The following is a 16,628-nucleotide window of genomic DNA, read 5'->3' on the forward strand; positions in this document are numbered from 1 at the left end:
TTGACTGAATTACTCGGCTACTGCCAAAATATCGCTTTCGCGTAAAATTAAGTATTCATTGCCGTCGACTTTGACCTCTGAACCGGCATATTGTGCATAGATGACGTGATCTCCGACACTCACTTCAAGTGGTACACGTACGCCTTGCTCTGTCACACGGCCTGTACCGACAGCGACGACTTTACCCTCTTGTGGTTTTTCTTTCGCTGACCCAGGAAGAACGATTCCTCCGAGTGTTGTTTCTTCTTTTTTAACGACTTCGATCACGATGCGATCACCAAGTGGTTTTAACATGCGAAACATCCTCCTTGAAAATGACTGTTTTTTAGCACTCACTTTAGTTGAGTGCTAACATATTTTTATCTTATACGCTTTCTCTTCTGAATTCAAGCCTGAACCTTTATCCGTTTTCCCGAAATCGACACCTTTGAATCATCGTCAATCGTGCGCCAAGACCGTTTGTTTGTTACAATCGGGACAGTACCTTCATTACAAAGGAGTTGTGTCCTGTACGATGAAAAATCCAATCAGTCTGCCTTTCGTGATGGCGGAGAAGTGGCAAAAGCGTCACGTCATTCCGATCATCATCTATCTGATCGTCCAATTGGTTCCGGGTTCGTTCCAGTATTTCCTTCCGAAAAACGTCATTGCTGACGTCGCCGGTTGGTGGCTTGCGATCGGCTTCACGGTCGCCGTCATCGTCTCCTACTACTGCCTGCGTCCCGATTGGCAGAAGTGGAAGGCAGAGGGACGTCAAACCGATCCGATGGATACGTTGAAATGGATCGGAATCGGGATCGTGCTCCTGTATGCGCTCTTGATCAGCGTCAACTTGATCGATGCCTGGATGGCAGGCGGGATCGAGAATGTCGCGAAATCGCAAAATACGGATCAGATCATCCAAGCGATCCAAGTCATCCCACTCCTTCAAGTCATGGTCGTCCTGCTCGGACCGATCATGGAAGAGTTCTTGTTCCGGCATATCCTGTTCGGGAATCTCTCCTCGAAGCTCGGTTTCTTCTTCAGCTTCATCTTGACGGGTGCCTTGTTCGGACTGATTCACCAAGACAACAAATTTTTAATCTATGTCGCGATGAGTTTTGTCTTCTCGCTCGTCTTCGTCAAGACGCGCCGGATCATTGCTCCGATCGCCATCCATGTCTTTAACAACGGAATCGTCGTACTCGCCATCTACGCGATGTCTTAATTTACGAAAGGTCGTGTTTTCATGCGTCAAAGCTCGAACTTCATGGCAGTATTCTATGCCATATTCGGTATTCTCTTCATGTTCCTCGCCTACAACAACTCGGTCGAAGCAGGAACGGTCTTTAACTTCTGGACGATCCTGCTGACGTTGTTTGCCGCGATCGACTTCTACCGTCTCTACTTGATTTTCCGCTTCCGCGCAGCAGCAAAGAAGATGATCAAGAAGGAACAGGACAAAAAGAACGACAAACAATAAAAAAACGAGATTTCCGTCAGACGGGAATCTCGTTTTTTGGTTTATTCTTTCGCTTGACCCTTGCGGTAGGAATCGATGATCGTCTTCGCCACATCGAGACTCAATCGTTCATCTAAGACCAAGTTCTTGATCATATTGACGAACTCGACATCCTCTTGCTGCACCGAATCAATCCGCTCGATCAACTGGTTCAACTTCGCCCGGACGGTCGGGTAGGATACTTGATAGGCAGTTGCCATATCCTTTAATGAACCAGAGCTCAAGACGAACTTGCGGATGAACTCGAGATGCTCCTGTTCGAGTGCCAGTACCCAAGCGGGCACGTCTTGTCGTTCCATCGTGTTCCCTCACTTCTCTTACAAATCTTGAATCTCCATTCGTTCTTTTTCACGCTTCAGTTGCTTGCGACGTGAGTTAACTCCCATCTCGGCCATTGAGATCATGAGTGATAAACAGGCAAACGTTCCCATCCGAATCACTGACTCCCGATCCGACGTGTGTGGTCCTGTTCCGAAATACCAGTAAATTCCGAGCCCGATGATGATCGCTGGAATGATGAGGCTCCAGACTCTTCCTCGCCGTGCTAAGTAAAATTGTACGATACAGACTGTGACAATACCAATGACGATTCCTACCGTTTCCATCCTATCGCCTCTCCCCTATGATTATATCAATAATATTAACTTTATAATTAATAATATTCAACATAATTTTAACTATAATCAAAAATAAGGGATTTTATTTAAAAACAATCGACTTTAATCTATTTTCAAGGACGAAAAAAAGAAGGACTGACGATTCAGTCCTTCCTTATATTTACGACAATCAGGCACTGCGGACGTCGTCTTTTTTACCTTCTGTCGACATGAACGTCTCGAGTTGGTCTTCGTCAAGGACACCTTCCCACTTCGCGATGACGAGTGAAGCGAGCGTGTTTCCTGTGACGTTGACGACCGAGCGCATCATATCCATGATTCGGTCAATCCCCGCGATGAAGGCAAGTCCTTCTGCCGGGATACCGACCGTACCGAGTGTTGCGAGTAAAACGACGAATGAGACGCCAGGAACGGCAGCCATCCCTTTTGATGTCAGCATTAAGACGAAGACAAGCGTCAGCTGTGTTCCAATCGAGAGATCAATCCCGTACATCTGTGCGATGAACAAGGCTGCGAGCGCTTGATAAAGCGCAGATCCATCAAGGTTAAACGAATAACCCGTCGGTACGACGAAGCTAACGATTGATTTCGGAACACCCATCTTCTCGAGTTTTTCCATGATCCGTGGCAGTACCGTCTCAGACGACGCCGTCGAATACGTCAGCAAGAGCTCATCCTTAAAGATACGCGTGAAATCAGATACCCGAATGCCAACCCACTTCATGATGGCACCGAAGACGACGACCATGAAGAGAAGCGCTGTGACGTATAACGTCGCAATCAATTTAAACAATGAACCGAGCGATTCAATCCCGAACGTCGAGACCGTGACACCGATTAAAGCGAAGACACCAATCGGCGCAAATTTCATGACGATATTGACGAGATTGAACATCGCTGCTGCGACGCCTTCAAAGAAACGAACGACCGGTTGGCCCTTCTCTCCTGCAAAACCGACACCGAGTCCGAATAAGACCGAGAAGAAAATAATTGCAAGCATGTCACCGCGGACCATCGCGTCCAAGATGTTCGTCGGGACGATGTTGACGATCTTGTCGACGAGTCCTGCGTCTTGTGTCGTCTCTTCCGTTTCGACATATGTCGAAATGTCCGTTTTATCGAGTGTCGACATGTTAATACCAGCACCCGGTTCAACGAGATTGGCTGCGAACAGCCCCGTGAAGATGGCGATCATCGTCACGATCGTGAAGTAACCGAGCGTTTTGACGCCAAGACGTCCGAGACTTTTCGGACTACCGACTGATGAGACACCGAGGACGATCGTCGTGAAGACAATCGGAACGACAATCATTTTCATCATCCGGATAAAGATGTCACCGATTGGCTTGAGCCACTCCGCGACATGGGGATTCCCATAAAATACACCACCGACTGTGATCCCGAGAATCAAGCCGATTAAAATTTGCCAGGCAAGACCAATTGGCTTACGTTTCGTAGTTGTCATACTCTTCCTCCTTATACATCCGTCTTACTTGTATCCTACATGTAGTGGAACATAAGTAGAATTTTGTCCTAAATACAGTACGTTGTCAAATCGTTCTGTTATAGTACAAAACTAGATTCTGTATAAAAAAACGTCCAAAATCCGCTTGTTTCCAAGCATTTTGGACGTTTGAACATTATTCAAGATTGTTGATTGACGCGTTCCTCAATCAACGCACGATTGCGTTTTTTAAAGACTTCGTTATGTGACGAGACCATCGCCACTTTTGGCGCTTCCGGCTCAATGAAGCGTTTTGCCCGGTTGACGGCATTCGCCGCATCTTGAAAGGCACCTGAGATCAAATGGACCTTCCCGTCGTGTGAAAGAATATCTCCGGCAGCATATAGTCCCGGTACACTCGACTCGCTCGCTGCGTTACCCGCGATATAGAAGTCATCGACCCGTGCGATATCGAGATCACAGGCGTCAAGCAGTGCCGCGTCCTGCTCGTAGCCGTGATTGATGATGACTTCATCAATTGGAATCTCAACGATTTCCTCTGTTTGACAGTCGATCAATTCGACTGATGCGATCCGTTGATGATCAGGACTTGCGATCAGCTTGTGAATCGTCGTGTTGAGGAGACAAACAGCCGAACTTTTAACGAGCTGGTCGACTTGCGCCTCGTGCCCCGAGAAACAATCCCGGCGATACGTGACGTAGACTTTTTTCGCGACCGGTTCGAGCTCGTTCGCCCAGTCGATCGCAGAGTTCCCACCACCTGAGACGATGACGGTCTTTCCTTTAAAGCGTTCAATCGATTTGACCGTATAGTTCAAGTTCGACACTTCAAAGCGTTCCGCACCTTCGACTTTTAATTTTTGTGGATTGAGGATGCCGCCGCCGACCGCGACGATGACCGTCTTCGAATAATGGATCCGACCCGATTCTGCTTCTAAGACGAAGTTGCCGAAGACGTCTTTTGCGATCGAGATGATCTTTTCATTCAATTGAACAGTCGGTTGGAACGTCAGTCCTTGTTCGACGAGTTGAGCCATGAGTTTTTCACCAGTGATCGGTGGCTGTCCGCCGACGTCCCAGATCATCTTTTCCGGATAGACGTGCAATTTTCCTCCGAGTTCTGCTTGATACTCGATCAATTTCGTCTTCATGCCCCGAAGACCACTATAGAACGTCGAATATAACCCTGCAGGTCCTCCGCCGATGATCGTTACGTCGAACAACTCCTGTTCCCTCATCTCGCTCACTCCTCATCTTTGATTACGATTGATTATCATTCTCACTCCCTCATGATAACGTGAACATCTCTTGAACACAAGAAAAAATGTTGACAGCGTTTTTACAGGACTGGTATGGTTAATGAGACGATAGTGATAATCATTATCATTGAAAACGGAGAGAACAACGAAGGAGTCGTCGCGTATGGTACGTCTAGCAACAGAAGAAATCAATATCGGCTACGGTGATCGTCCCATCGTCAAAGACTTGTCCGTCCAAATTCCCGATCGACAAATCACGACGATCATTGGGGCGAACGGATGTGGCAAATCGACTTTATTGAAAGCGATGACACGGATCATTCCTCATCAATCAGGACGTGCATTGCTCGATGGTCTCGATATCGCCAAGGAAAGTACGAAGCTACTTGCCCGGAAAATGGCTATTCTGCCACAAACTCCAGAGAGCGCAAGTGGTCTGACGGTCGCAGAGCTCGTCTCATACGGTCGTTTTCCGTACCAAAAAGGATTCGGACGCTTGACGAAACACGATTACGAAATCATCGATTGGGCACTCGAAGCAACGGATACGATGGCATTCAAACACCGTCCGGTCGATGCGCTGTCGGGTGGTCAACGTCAACGGGTCTGGATTGCAATGGCACTCGCCCAAGAGACGGATATCATCTTCCTCGATGAACCGACGACTTATCTTGATCTCGCCCACCAACTCGAGGTGCTCGAACTGCTCGAGCATCTCAACCGGACCGAAGGACGGACGATCGTCATGGTCCTGCATGATTTGAATCAAGCGGCACGGTTCGCCGACTATATCATCGCCATGAAAAACGGCGAAGTCGTCAAAGCCGGGACGTGTGAGGAAGTCATCGCAAAAAACGTCTTGCAAGAAGTATTCCATATCGATGCTGAAATCGGACGCGATCCGCGGACGAACAAGCCGATGTGTATCACCTACAACTTAATCAAGGGAGATTGAATCATGAAGAAACTACTTTTACCGGTTCTACTCATTCTCACGCTCGTCATCGCAGCGTGTGGCAATACGGAGAAAAAAGACGACGCAGCATCTGGGTCGAAAAACGAGACGATCACGTACAAATCGGAGAATGGTGACATCAAAGTTCCGGCTAATCCAAAACGTGTCGTCGTCCTCGCTGGTTTTGCCGGCAACGTCATGGCACTCGACGTACCTGTCGTTGGTGTCGATTCGTGGTCAAAAGCGAATCCGAAGTTCGACAAGCTCAAAGATGTCACGGAAGTATCGGAAGAGAACGTTGAAAAAATCATCGAACTCGAACCAGACTTGATCATCGGCTACTCAACAACGAAAAACCTCGATAAAATCAAAAAGATTGCTCCGACGGTCACGTACACATACGGAAAAGTCGACTACTTGACGCAACACATCGAAATCGGTAAATTGCTCAACAAAGAGCAAGAAGCACGCGACTGGGTCAAAGACTTCAAAACACGCGCTGCTGCTGCCGGTAAAGACATCAAAGCAAAAATCGGTGAAGATGCTACTGTTTCCGTCATCGAAAGCTTCGATAAACAACTCTACGTCTTCGGCGATAACTGGGGTCGTGGAACAGAGATTCTCTATCAGGAAATGAAATTGAAAATGCCGGATAAAGTCACGAAGATGGCATTAAAAGATGGCTACTACGCGTTGTCACCGGAAGTCCTTCCTGAATATGCAGGCGACTACCTCGTCTTCAGTAAGAGTGCGGAAGCGGACAACTCATTCACGAAAACGGATACGTTCAAGAACATTCCAGCCGTTAAAAACAATCGTGTCTTCGAAGTCGATTCGAAGGAATTCTACTTCAACGATCCGCTCACACTCGAACGTCAACTCGAGTTCTTCAAGAAAAGTTTCCTTGGCGCATAATAAATAAGGGAGGGAACCTGCGGGATCCCTCCCTTTTTTTTGCGGCTCACTCACTGAATCAGAAATGGAGGCGACATTCATGTCAGCTGGTCGAATTCCGTTCGGCATTAAAATCACACTCGGTCTCGTCCTCTTTTTCGGGATGTTCTGGATCGCGATGACGTTCGGTGCCGCCGATACGACGACGCGCGAAGTCTGGAACGCTTTGACGTTCGGACCGTTGAATGAAAAAGCAAAAATCGTCCAGGAAATCCGCTTGCCACGGGAACTGGCAGCAATCCTCGTCGGTGCGGCACTCGGTGTCTCAGGTGCCATCATGCAAGCAATGACACGCAATCCCCTCGCAGATCCTGGTCTGCTCGGTCTGACAGCAGGTGCGAATGCGGCACTGGCGCTCGTCATCGTCCTGTTCCCGAAAATTGACTACTTCGGGATCATGATCGCGTGTTTCGTCGGAGCAGCACTCGGGGCAGCACTTGTCTTTGGAATCGGCGCTTCGAAAAAAGGCGGCTTCTCCCCGCTCCGGATCGTCCTTGCTGGTTCTGCGATCTCAGCGTTTCTGTATGCGATTGCAGAAGGCATCGGGATTTACTTCAAGATTGCCCAAGATGTCTCACAATGGACGTCCGGTGGACTCGTCGGGGCGACCTGGGGACAACTGCAAGTCATTGCGCCAGTCATCGCAATTGGAATTTTGATTGCGTTCATTTTCTCACGACAATTGACAATCCTCAGTCTTTCGGAAGAAGTCGCGCTCGGACTCGGACAGAACATCCAGCGGATCAAAGCGGTCCTCTACGTCGTCGTCATCCTGCTTGCCGGTGCTGCCGTAGCCCTCGTCGGTAACATGGCATTCATCGGGCTGATGATTCCGCATATCGTCCGCGCGATCGTCGGGACGGACTATCGGTTCATCCTGCCGATGACCGCGATCTTTGGTGCGACGTTCATGTTGCTTGCTGATACGATTGGACGGACACTATACGCACCCTATGAGACGCCGGTCATCGCGATCGTTTCGATGCTCGGGCTACCATTCTTCCTCTTAATCGTTCGGAAAGGAGGGCGTGCTTTCTCATGATGGAATCTCGTTTACGCCGTCGCCAGCAACTGACGTTTTGGACGTTACTGGCACTATTGATCGCAACACTCGTCGTCAGCATCGGTCTTGGACCTGCTTCCCTTTCGTATGATCGTTTACTGCCGACGTTACTTGGAAACGGTTCGTTCAAAGAGGAGTTCGTCCTCTATTCGCTCCGCTTGCCCCGACTGCTCATCACCGTCATGGCAGGAATGGCGCTTGCCTTATCGGGTGCCATCTTACAAGGGATCACCCGCAATGAACTCGCTGATCCTGGTATCATCGGCATCAATACGGGAGCTGGCGTCGCCGTCGCCTTGTTCTTCCTGTACTTCCCGACCGATGTCGGGTCATTCATCTATCTGTTACCGATCGCTGCCTTCTTCGGTGCACTCGTCACCGCGACAGCGATCTACCTGTTCTCGTACGACCGTGTACAAGGACTCCAACCGATCCGCTTGATCTTAACGGGTGTCGGCTTCTCGATGGCACTGTCTGGAATCATGATCATCCTGATTTCGTCGACGCGTCGTGAAAAGGTCGACTTCATCGCCAAGTGGCTCGCCGGTAACATCTGGGGAACGGACTGGATCTTCGTCTACTCGCTGTTACCGTGGTTACTCGTCTTGATTCCGCTCACGTTCTATAAGGCGAATAAGCTCAATCTACTTGCCTTGAATGAACCGGTCGCGATTGGTGTTGGCGTCGCGATTGAAAAAGAACGGATCCAACTCTTGTTGACAGCCGTCGCGCTCGCTGCTGCTGCCGTCTCCGTCACGGGTGGGATTTCCTTCATCGGTCTGATGGCGCCACATATCGCTCGTGCGCTCGTTGGACCACGCCATCAGTTCTTCCTACCGATTGCCCTTTTACTCGGCGGCTGGTTGCTTGCGTTCGCTGATACGATTGGACGCAATATCGCGGGACCAGACGGTGTACCGGCTGGGATCGTCGTCGCCTTGATTGGAGCACCATACTTCATCTATCTACTGTTGAAGAAATAATCAAAAATCCGTATCAATCAGCGTCTTTCACTGATTGATACGGATTTTTTTGCTTTACCGTTTCCACCACGCACGTTCAATTTCTCCCATCGAGACGTACGCAGGATCGATTTGTTTAGCCAATCGATTCATTCGAGTGACACCAAGACCGACTCCGCCGCTCCAGACAAGTAAGAGAACGAATAAATAACCGGGAGCATTTGGAATCGACAGCATGACGAAAGCGATTAGCCACGCCACGACATATCCTATGATCGTCAGGTGAGCAACCTTCTGAACAGTCTGTTGATAGATACCTTGCGTTAAATAGGACTTCATGAGTCGTAGCCGGACGATTTCTCGAGCGACTCCAATTCCACAAAGACAGAAAAACAAGGTTTGTCCAAAGACGGATTCAACCGCTGGTAAAAACCAAGCAAGTATGGCGACAATCAATCCAGGAATCGAAAAGAAATAGGTGACGACATGCACTGGACGTTTCATTACATTCAGACGTGCTTGTCGCTCGAATAGGTGTTCCATTTCGATGTTCCTTTCTGTTTGACGAAGCGGGCTACTTCTCCGTCACTGATATAATCCGGGTCACGCGCTCCGTCACGTCGGATGATCCATTCGCTGATGAAGTAGAGCGGTGTTAAAATCGCAAAAATGGCCACCAGCATCTTCCAGAACGGTTCCTCGATCGTCTGGATGATGACGATCGTCAAGACAGCGTACAGCAGGACGTGACTACCGACACGTAGTAAAAATTGCCGACGGACTTGTGCTTTTGAGATATAGCCGTCTAAAATTTTTTGTTTTTTTAATTGATAGCGAAAATCGGAGGCGAGAAAAACGGCTGGAATCGCCAAAATCAACATCGGGAGATCCGTCCATTCAATTAAGATACCGACTGTTATGAATAGAAACATGTTCCAATACCAGCGTGTGCCGAGCCACTCGACGTCTCGGTACGCGAGCGCAAGTTTTTGTAGACGTTCTTCACGAGCTGTTTGCATGACATCGTCTCCTTTAGCGCGCTTTGTGAATTTCTTTTTCCGTGATATACGTTGGATCAATCTTTCGTGAGATGAACTCTAACGTCTTTCGACAGAGCCAGTAGAACGGAATGACGACGATGACGAGACCGATCAAGAAGTACGTGTTCGGTCGATCGACCGCCCAAACGATCAGACCGGCGAGTGCTCCGTACTGTAAGATGCCGATCAGGACATGTACCTGATAGAGCCGTCTTGCTGAATCCTTTGATGTGTATTCCGCGACAAGCGCGAACCGCTTCCGTTGTAGCAACATGTCATAGCCAAAATACAATAACGGGACGATCATCGCGTAGATTGGTTTCTCGAGTGTGTTACTGAGCGCTAAGAATGCCGCAAGCATGACCCACATGCCGGTCTTCGTCTTCTGATGCATCTCTTCGTACAGCGCCGCTAAAGCATCTGTTTGTGTATGTACGTGTTCCATGATCATCCACCTTTCTATACTGTCATATACTTACATTTTACTCGATCGGTTTCATCTGTAGTACGATTTTTGAAAAAAAAGACGTCCTACCGCTTAGGGTAAGACGTTTTCCATGAAGACTACGCACTGACCTGAATGATCAGATAGATGACGCTATAGGCAACGATCGCGAGCGGTATCATCGCGACACCGATCAGCCAGCCGTTTTTGTCGCGGATACCGAGATATAAGACGAGACACCCTACGATGAAGGCGATTAATGTCGTGAACGGATTCATGGTTGTTCCCCCTCTGACTTGTTTCTGTTCTTAAAATTCCCCCTCTTCTCGCCTCATAAACCCTTCAAGGCGCTTCAGCACGCAAGAAAAGTCAGACGGATACCCGCCTGACTTTATCTGTAGTTACTTATTTTTTCGTGATGACAACTGTTTTCGTAACAACGTGTCCACCGATATCCTTCAGTTTCAAGTTGTACGTGTTTTTCCCCTTCTTGAGCGTCACTTTTTTCGTGATTGTCTTTTTGAAGGCTCTCATTTGGTATGGTTCCTTGAAGGTATGACGGTATACGGCATTATCATTCATATCAAAACGAATCTCATCATAATTATCTTGAAGAACGATTTTAAGAGATGCTGTCTTTATTTTTGCTGATACTGTTTTTGGTGCTGTCACTTTTAAAGTCGGCAATGTCGAATCTAGAATGACTTGACGACTAAATACCAAGCGATTTCCTTTTCCATCATAAGCTTCGACTTTAAACGATTTGACGCCATCTTTCGTATATGTCACATCATGGCTGAACACATACTGCTGTTTTGCTGCATCAAAACGAAGCTGGACGGCTTTTCCGTTAATTTTGAATGATTTGATCCCTGACTCATCGGATACGTGACCCGCGATAGTAACCACTTTAGATGTCGACAGACCGAGTGCGACCGGTGTATCGATTTGGACGGTTGGTACCGCCTTGTCGATGCCTGTCGTGTTCACCGATTTCGTCACTGTATTTCCTGCATAATCCTTGACAACGAAATCAATCTTCGCTGACTTCGAGAGACCTTTGAGTTCATGTGCTTTTTCTGTCGGCGCAAGCGGCTGTTTGAGGACACTTGTTCCATCGACGAGAATGTCATACGACGCTACACCTGTTCCTTGATCGCCTGCTGTCCAAGAAAGTGTTTCTTTTGCAGTATCCCATTGAACCGTTGCTGCTGGTTTTTTCGTATCGATATAGACTGGGAAGAGATTCGACTGCCACTTCGCATTCGGATAATCGATGACTGATTTGACTTGGTAATAGTAAAGACCGTCTTTTACTTGTTTTCCATTGACTGTTCCATCCCAAGCCGCACTTGTGACTGGTGTGAATTTATCTCCCTTGCCGCTATCATAATAGTTCTTCACGACGTCTGTTTGTAGATCTAATTTACGGAGCGTTGCTTTATTACGGTCAAGAATCGAATACTCGACTTTTCTTGCGTTACGCAGGAACGAGAGCACTGGGAACGCTTCATCCACACTACCATCATTGTTCGGTGAGAACGCAACCTTATTTTCAACGATTTTCCCTGCTGTATTCGTTCCAAGGAACTCGAAATCATCTTTTACTTCTGTCGCTAGCCCGGTTAATCCGTAGAATGTCTTCTCTTCGTCATAACGCGGTGCATCGACGATTGGTGCCTGATCCCATTTCCCATTGAATCCGACGTATGGCACCGTCAATTCTGGATTGTTGTTCTTCGTATCGATCAAACGAACGAAACCTTCAACGAAGTAGCCATTTTCAAAGACTTGCTCAAGTGGAAGACCGTTCGCCCAATCAACTGTATCTTTCAGATCGACAGAGACACTAACTTTCGTCGAGCTTTTCGGATTGATGGAGACCGTGCTTGCTTTCTTCGAACCGACTGCGAATGCAATCGGGAATGTCCCTTTATTCGGATCAACCACATCTACTGAATTCTTCTTGTAGATATTGTTAGCTTCAAGGAAGTTCGTTCCTTCTGCACCGAGATCTGATTGAACCGTACCGGCTAATTGATACGTCACTTTTTCGCTACTGTAGTTTTTCAAATCAAGCGTAAACGTGAATTTCTCACCGACTTCTTTGAGTGCAGCCTTTCCTTCACCTGATTTCGTTTCCGTGACGACGACTGGTGTTTTCATCGCAGCATGAAGATCCATTAAACCAGCACCTTCGCGACGTGGCGAATAGAAACTACCTGTTTTTGCTTCAGCATTATACTGTCCTTTATCAAGCTGTGGACGTGACGTGTTCATGAGAATATTCTTCGCTAATTTCACGCGTGTCGCGCCATTGACCTTAAAGTCTTTTGCAATCCGTTGCATGACGAGTGCTGTTCCTCCTGCGACGTGCGGTGCCGCCATCGAAGTACCACTCATGACGCCGTACTCGTTATCATTGAGCGTCGAATAAATTTTTCCACCTGGCGCCGTGATTTCCGGCTTGAAATCAAGATTCGGTGTAACACCCCATGACGATGATTCTGCCATTTCTCCCGCTACTGGATTGTCTATTGAAACCGGCTTTCCGTCGAACGTCACAGTAATCGCTTTTCCTGCTTTTGCTTTTGCTTCAAGATCGTTCCCATCCGCGATACTGAGCGTCACCATCGGAATCGTCGGATTGTTGAGTGCCATGCTGACGTAATCCCCATGATCAATTCGTCCACGAACGACGACACCGACTGCTCCTTGTTTTTCGGCTTCCCCTTGAATTTTCGCATAGTTAAAATCGCCTGTTCGTACGACAAAGACGACTTTGCCTTTAACATCTTTTCCTTCGTAATTCGACGCTTGACCATCACCAACATAGATGACGTCCTTTTTCTCTTTACCGAAGACTGTGATCGGATTCGGCGAGTCCTGCTTTTGGTACGCCAAGTAACCAGCATCCTGTCCGTCGATCGTCAGTGCCATGCCTTCAAGCGTCAATTTCGTATTCTCTAGCGATGCGACTTGAAGTGCTTGGCTGATCAGACCCGGAGATCCTACGACACCGATGTCAGGATTCGCTGTATACGGATTACCTGCACCATGACTTATGAATGCCGAGTTCCCGGCAGAGATCGCGCATAGAATCCCGTTGTTCATCGCGTTGACGATTGCGCGTTGTTCCGGATCATCCGCATTGACGAACGATGCCGTCGAACCAAGACTCATGTTGATGACATCCGCACCGAGAGCAATCGCATCATCGATCGCTTTGATATAGATATCACTGAATGTCGATGGCATGCCTGGATCATTTCCGAATACTTTCATCGCGAGGAGTTGTGTTTCCGGTGCGACTCCTTTGATCCCGCCATTTGCTTCGTCTCCATTGGCACCGACCGTACCCGCTACGTGCATTCCGTGCATCGATGCACCTGCACCTAAATCACGGATTTCGCTATCGTGATCAGCGTAGTTATAGCCGTATGGGACTTTTTCCGTAAAATACTTCCCTTTTAGTCCTTTTGTTTCTTTAGCACTCTCAACCTTCGAAGAAGTCAAATCGATCTTCGTCTCCGGGCTCAACACCATATCTTTATGCGATGGATCAATCCCCGTATCGATGACCGCTACGATTGTCCCTTCCCCTTTGAAGCCATAATCCTGCCATGTTTCTTTTGCATTAACCATATCTTTGCTATACAACATGTCTGGTTTTGCGCCTTTATCGGCTTTCGGTCGCGCGTATTCATGGGCGATATGTACGCTCTTGACTCCGGCGAGTTGTTTGATGTCTTCGATGTCGCCGAACTTGACTTCACCACTGAATCCGTTGATGACGGTCGTGAAGCTTTCCTTATATGTAACGGGAATCGATTTTTTAGCGATCGCTGACTTGACTGATTTTTGGACGCTGACGAGGCGATCCTTAATCGACTCTTTTTCGGCATTGCTCAATGTGCTATACCGCTTGTTTTGTGCCTGCGCGATTTGAATCGCCGGCTTCTGCTCCATCTCGATGACGACACGGACCTTGTCAGACTGCTTATACACCTTCTCCTGTCCTGTTTTCTTAAGTGAGAGGGCATGCGGCTTTTGACCGCTTGCCTTATCTTGCGAGGACAGTGCTCCTTGAGCACTAACCAAGTTGGAAGATGTCATTAAGACAGCTGCCAAGAGTGCGATTTCCTTCTTCATGCTTCTTTTCCCCTTTTCTAAAAAACCATAATGATGTTACCAACAAAACAGTTAAACGAAAATTCTGTATATTTAGTTTAATGAAATAGATGGAAATAAACAATTCGGTTCTGTCTGTTTTATATAATTATTTGTTTTTATTGACACTTTATATCTCATTTCCATATTTTAAGAAAAACAAAAAAACTCTTGAATCCTCAAGAGTTTGAAGTGTATGAATATGGTGGAGACTATCGGGATCGAACCGACGACCTTTTGGCTGCCAGCCAAACGCTCTCCCAGCTGAGCTAAGCCCCCATGAATTAACTTTAGTATACGCATCGCTAACTGCTTTATCAATATAAAAATAACGCTTTCATAAAAAAGAATTCCTTCCAAAATCATTAGAAGGAATCCACGATTCATTTATTCAATTCACGCATCAAATCCGCCTGTCGTTCAAGCTCTGCCTGTTGCTCGAGGATCAAGACCTTTTTGTACGTCCGCGCAGAAATCAAGATGCTGATCTCATAGAGAACGAACAATGGGACCGAGATCATCAAGTGTGACGTCACGTCCGGCGGTGCGATCAATGCCGCAACGACGAACAGCGCAAAGTACGCATATTTCCGATTCTTTCGCATGAAAATTGGCGTCACGAGACCAAGACGTGTCAGAAACATCGTCACGACCGGCAATTGGAAAAGAAGACCGAACGGAATCGTTAATCGGATTAAAAAACTGAAGTAGTTCTCGACTCCGATGACTTGTTCGATTCCGAGTTCCTTCCCTAATTCAGTCGAAACTTTTAATAAGAAAGGTAACAACCAAAAGTATGAGAAGGCTACACCAGCCAAAAATAGAAAGAAGATGACCGGAATATACGTCAATGTCGCTTTTTGCTCCTTATCATACAGACCAGGGCGGACGAATGCCCACAGTTGATACATCCAGAACGGCGATGCCAGCACGATTGCGATGATGAACGCAAGATTCAAATACAACATTAAAGGATCTGCGACGTTGAAGGCATTCAAACCGATACCGAGCTCTTTTAAGTCCGCTTGCAAGAAGCGAACGAGCGGTCGGACGAGCGGAAATGCAACAGCGAACAGGACGACGACGATGATAAGCGACCAGACGATCCGTTTACGCAGTTCGTCCAGATGCGACGTCACGCTTTGTTCTTGATCAATCGCCATGATTCAATCACTTCTCTTTCGGTTCATCCTTTTTATCGTCGTCCATGATACCGTTCGTTGCGCTCTTGAACTCTTTCAATGTCTGACCCGCAGCACGACCAAGTTCAGGTAATTTCTTCGGTCCGAAGATGATTAATGCGACGACACCGATTAGTGCTAAACTACCTGGTCCGATGAATGCTATAGTTGACGGGATAAGGTTTTCCATTATGATTTCACTCCTTCAGCTGATTGCGAATAATGCTTCATGAAATAAACTAACGACTGCAACTCGATCGATAAATCGATGTGATGGACCCGGACGCTCGCTGGCACGTTCAACCGCGCGGGCGTAAAGTTCAGGATGCCAGTCACACCATACTCGACTAACTCATCCGCTACTGACTGCGCGAACTGGGATGGAACCGTCAAGATGGCAACATCGACCTGATTCGCTTCGATTTGTTCTTTCATGTCCGAAACATGATAGATTGGAACGTCATGCGTCGTTGTTCCGACCTTCTCTTCGTCCGCATCAAACGCAACGACTATCCGAGTACTATTATTCTTTAAAAAGTTATAATTTGCAAACGCTGTTCCGAGATGACCGACCCCGATTAAGGCAACATTCGTCACCTCATCTTGATTCAAGGTTTTGCGGAAAAACGTTAAGAGATGTTGAACGTTATATCCATACCCCTTCTTCCCTAATGCCCCAAAGTAGGAAAAATCGCGACGAATCGTTGCTGAATCAACCTTCACCGCCTCGCTTAACTCAGCAGAAGAGACGCGGAGCTTGCCTGAATTGTATAAACTTTGGATGAAGCGATAATATAGCGGCAACCGTTTTGCTGTCGCTTGTGGAATTTTTGTGTCTGGTCCATTCATCCTGCAGTTCCCCCTTCGGCCACATCCATCGTGGCACCCAAATCTTTGCAAAAAGCTTTCTACTCTCCTTGATTGTAAACCACTTCACATAGAGTCACAAATAATATATTCCGCAGGACCTCGCGCTTTTGTTCGTGATAGACTAAAGGGTGGAAGGATGGATGGAA

General features: G+C 47.5%; 19 protein-coding genes and 1 tRNA gene. 6 read left to right on the top strand and 14 right to left on the bottom strand.

The genetic code is table 11. The features are described 5' to 3' along the window. Window positions 1-9 precede the first annotated feature (9 nt). Window positions 10-294: a co-chaperone GroES gene (gene groES / locus EXW93_RS14675; protein ID WP_023469587.1), complete on the bottom strand. Its 285-nt coding sequence runs from the start codon at window positions 292-294 to the stop codon at window positions 10-12. Window positions 295-514: 220 nt separating this feature from the next. Between groES and EXW93_RS14680 the strand changes: the two genes are divergently transcribed. Together EXW93_RS14680 and EXW93_RS14685 are read left to right on the top strand one after the other, a co-directional pair. After that, the gene (locus EXW93_RS14680) at window positions 515-1,207 is read left to right on the top strand and encodes a CPBP family intramembrane glutamic endopeptidase (protein WP_023469588.1); all 693 of its coding nucleotides are present in this window, start codon (window positions 515-517) and stop codon (window positions 1,205-1,207) included. A gap of 21 nt (window positions 1,208-1,228) precedes the next feature. Further along, window positions 1,229-1,462, top strand: coding sequence for a DUF4305 domain-containing protein (locus EXW93_RS14685; RefSeq protein ID WP_023469589.1), 234 nt, complete (start codon window positions 1,229-1,231; stop codon window positions 1,460-1,462). Window positions 1,463-1,503: 41 nt separating this feature from the next. Here EXW93_RS14685 and EXW93_RS14690 read toward each other — a convergent pair whose 3' ends face one another. The 4 genes from EXW93_RS14690 to EXW93_RS14705 all read right to left on the bottom strand — a co-directional run bounded on the left by EXW93_RS14690 (window position 1,504) and on the right by EXW93_RS14705 (window position 4,821). Further along, a complete protein-coding gene (locus EXW93_RS14690) occupies window positions 1,504-1,800 on the bottom strand; it encodes a DUF2089 family protein (protein ID WP_023469590.1) in 297 nt (98 codons plus the stop codon). An 18-nt stretch (window positions 1,801-1,818) separates the two neighbouring features. Beyond that, a complete protein-coding gene (locus tag EXW93_RS14695) occupies window positions 1,819-2,106 on the bottom strand; it encodes a hypothetical protein (RefSeq protein ID WP_023469591.1) in 288 nt (95 codons plus the stop codon). 181 nt (window positions 2,107-2,287) lie between these two features. Next, window positions 2,288-3,583, bottom strand: a complete 1,296-nt coding sequence (locus EXW93_RS14700) for a cation:dicarboxylate symporter family transporter (RefSeq protein ID WP_023469592.1) — start codon at window positions 3,581-3,583, stop codon at window positions 2,288-2,290. A 179-nt stretch (window positions 3,584-3,762) separates the two neighbouring features. After that, complete coding sequence (locus tag EXW93_RS14705; protein WP_023469593.1) at window positions 3,763-4,821, bottom strand: NAD(P)/FAD-dependent oxidoreductase; 1,059 nt, start codon at window positions 4,819-4,821, stop codon at window positions 3,763-3,765. Between the two features lie 184 nt (window positions 4,822-5,005). Between EXW93_RS14705 and EXW93_RS14710 the strand changes: the two genes are divergently transcribed. The 4 genes from EXW93_RS14710 to EXW93_RS14725 all read left to right on the top strand — a co-directional run bounded on the left by EXW93_RS14710 (window position 5,006) and on the right by EXW93_RS14725 (window position 8,797). Further along, window positions 5,006-5,797, top strand: coding sequence for an ABC transporter ATP-binding protein (locus tag EXW93_RS14710; protein WP_029342815.1), 792 nt, complete (start codon window positions 5,006-5,008; stop codon window positions 5,795-5,797). A 3-nt stretch (window positions 5,798-5,800) separates the two neighbouring features. After that, window positions 5,801-6,712 (top strand): iron-hydroxamate ABC transporter substrate-binding protein, encoded by a 912-nt coding sequence (locus EXW93_RS14715; protein ID WP_174316691.1) that lies wholly within the window; start codon window positions 5,801-5,803, stop codon window positions 6,710-6,712. A gap of 79 nt (window positions 6,713-6,791) precedes the next feature. After that, window positions 6,792-7,793 carry a FecCD family ABC transporter permease gene (locus EXW93_RS14720; RefSeq protein ID WP_174316692.1) on the top strand — a complete coding sequence of 334 codons (1,002 nt, stop codon included), beginning with the start codon at window positions 6,792-6,794 and terminating at the stop codon, window positions 7,791-7,793. Continuing rightward, window positions 7,790-8,797 carry a FecCD family ABC transporter permease gene (locus EXW93_RS14725; RefSeq protein ID WP_254606221.1) on the top strand — a complete coding sequence of 336 codons (1,008 nt, stop codon included), beginning with the start codon at window positions 7,790-7,792 and terminating at the stop codon, window positions 8,795-8,797. The genes EXW93_RS14720 and EXW93_RS14725 overlap by 4 nt, the downstream gene beginning before the upstream one ends. 54 nt (window positions 8,798-8,851) lie before the next feature. Here the strand turns inward: EXW93_RS14725 and EXW93_RS14730 are convergent, their stop codons facing one another. The 9 genes from EXW93_RS14730 to EXW93_RS14770 form a co-directional block, all read right to left on the bottom strand. After that, complete coding sequence (locus tag EXW93_RS14730) at window positions 8,852-9,319, bottom strand: hypothetical protein (protein WP_023469598.1); 468 nt, start codon at window positions 9,317-9,319, stop codon at window positions 8,852-8,854. Beyond that, on the bottom strand, window positions 9,286-9,795 hold the full coding sequence (locus EXW93_RS14735; RefSeq protein ID WP_058264495.1) for a hypothetical protein: 510 nt from the start codon (window positions 9,793-9,795) through the stop codon (window positions 9,286-9,288). Before EXW93_RS14735 ends, EXW93_RS14730 begins: the two co-directional genes overlap by 34 nt. Window positions 9,796-9,808: 13 nt before the next feature. Then, the gene (locus tag EXW93_RS14740) at window positions 9,809-10,261 is read right to left on the bottom strand and encodes a hypothetical protein (protein ID WP_023469600.1); all 453 of its coding nucleotides are present in this window, start codon (window positions 10,259-10,261) and stop codon (window positions 9,809-9,811) included. 119 nt (window positions 10,262-10,380) lie between these two features. Further along, a complete protein-coding gene (locus tag EXW93_RS14745; RefSeq protein WP_014971497.1) occupies window positions 10,381-10,539 on the bottom strand; it encodes a hypothetical protein in 159 nt (52 codons plus the stop codon). A gap of 127 nt (window positions 10,540-10,666) precedes the next feature. Continuing rightward, entirely contained in the window at window positions 10,667-14,413 is a 3,747-nt protein-coding gene (locus EXW93_RS14750; RefSeq protein WP_174316693.1) for a S8 family serine peptidase, read from the bottom strand. Between the two features lie 221 nt (window positions 14,414-14,634). Then, window positions 14,635-14,710: transfer RNA gene (locus EXW93_RS14755), tRNA-Ala, on the bottom strand. A gap of 104 nt (window positions 14,711-14,814) precedes the next feature. After that, window positions 14,815-15,594: a twin-arginine translocase subunit TatC gene (gene tatC, locus EXW93_RS14760; protein ID WP_023469602.1), complete on the bottom strand. Its 780-nt coding sequence runs from the start codon at window positions 15,592-15,594 to the stop codon at window positions 14,815-14,817. A gap of 7 nt (window positions 15,595-15,601) precedes the next feature. Then, a complete protein-coding gene (locus tag EXW93_RS14765) occupies window positions 15,602-15,802 on the bottom strand; it encodes a twin-arginine translocase TatA/TatE family subunit (protein WP_023469603.1) in 201 nt (66 codons plus the stop codon). Further along, window positions 15,802-16,461, bottom strand: a complete 660-nt coding sequence (locus EXW93_RS14770; protein ID WP_023469604.1) for a redox-sensing transcriptional repressor Rex — start codon at window positions 16,459-16,461, stop codon at window positions 15,802-15,804. Before EXW93_RS14770 ends, EXW93_RS14765 begins: the two co-directional genes overlap by 1 nt. Window positions 16,462-16,628 lie beyond the last annotated feature (167 nt).

It is taken from the genome of Exiguobacterium sp. JMULE1 (genome assembly GCF_013337175.1).
GTDB lineage: Bacteria > Bacillota > Bacilli > Exiguobacteriales > Exiguobacteriaceae > Exiguobacterium_A > Exiguobacterium_A indicum.

What these genes read in the sequence shown, in the direction of transcription:
- groES (WP_023469587.1), bottom strand. Translation starts at nt 294, where the DNA reads ATGTTAAAACCACTTGGTGATCGCATCGTGATCGAAGTCGTTAAAAAA.
- EXW93_RS14680 (WP_023469588.1), top strand. Translation starts at nt 515, where the DNA reads ATGAAAAATCCAATCAGTCTGCCTTTCGTGATGGCGGAGAAGTGGCAA.
- EXW93_RS14685 (WP_023469589.1), top strand. Translation starts at nt 1,229, where the DNA reads ATGCGTCAAAGCTCGAACTTCATGGCAGTATTCTATGCCATATTCGGT.
- EXW93_RS14690 (WP_023469590.1), bottom strand. Translation starts at nt 1,800, where the DNA reads ATGGAACGACAAGACGTGCCCGCTTGGGTACTGGCACTCGAACAGGAG.
- EXW93_RS14695 (WP_023469591.1), bottom strand. Translation starts at nt 2,106, where the DNA reads ATGGAAACGGTAGGAATCGTCATTGGTATTGTCACAGTCTGTATCGTA.
- EXW93_RS14700 (WP_023469592.1), bottom strand. Translation starts at nt 3,583, where the DNA reads ATGACAACTACGAAACGTAAGCCAATTGGTCTTGCCTGGCAAATTTTA.
- EXW93_RS14705 (WP_023469593.1), bottom strand. Translation starts at nt 4,821, where the DNA reads ATGAGGGAACAGGAGTTGTTCGACGTAACGATCATCGGCGGAGGACCT.
- EXW93_RS14710 (WP_029342815.1), top strand. Translation starts at nt 5,006, where the DNA reads ATGGTACGTCTAGCAACAGAAGAAATCAATATCGGCTACGGTGATCGT.
- EXW93_RS14715 (WP_174316691.1), top strand. Translation starts at nt 5,801, where the DNA reads ATGAAGAAACTACTTTTACCGGTTCTACTCATTCTCACGCTCGTCATC.
- EXW93_RS14720 (WP_174316692.1), top strand. Translation starts at nt 6,792, where the DNA reads ATGTCAGCTGGTCGAATTCCGTTCGGCATTAAAATCACACTCGGTCTC.
- EXW93_RS14725 (WP_254606221.1), top strand. Translation starts at nt 7,790, where the DNA reads ATGATGGAATCTCGTTTACGCCGTCGCCAGCAACTGACGTTTTGGACG.
- EXW93_RS14730 (WP_023469598.1), bottom strand. Translation starts at nt 9,319, where the DNA reads ATGGAACACCTATTCGAGCGACAAGCACGTCTGAATGTAATGAAACGT.
- EXW93_RS14735 (WP_058264495.1), bottom strand. Translation starts at nt 9,795, where the DNA reads ATGCAAACAGCTCGTGAAGAACGTCTACAAAAACTTGCGCTCGCGTAC.
- EXW93_RS14740 (WP_023469600.1), bottom strand. Translation starts at nt 10,261, where the DNA reads ATGGAACACGTACATACACAAACAGATGCTTTAGCGGCGCTGTACGAA.
- EXW93_RS14745 (WP_014971497.1), bottom strand. Translation starts at nt 10,539, where the DNA reads ATGAATCCGTTCACGACATTAATCGCCTTCATCGTAGGGTGTCTCGTC.
- EXW93_RS14750 (WP_174316693.1), bottom strand. Translation starts at nt 14,413, where the DNA reads ATGAAGAAGGAAATCGCACTCTTGGCAGCTGTCTTAATGACATCTTCC.
- tatC (WP_023469602.1), bottom strand. Translation starts at nt 15,594, where the DNA reads ATGGCGATTGATCAAGAACAAAGCGTGACGTCGCATCTGGACGAACTG.
- EXW93_RS14765 (WP_023469603.1), bottom strand. Translation starts at nt 15,802, where the DNA reads ATGGAAAACCTTATCCCGTCAACTATAGCATTCATCGGACCAGGTAGT.
- EXW93_RS14770 (WP_023469604.1), bottom strand. Translation starts at nt 16,461, where the DNA reads ATGAATGGACCAGACACAAAAATTCCACAAGCGACAGCAAAACGGTTG.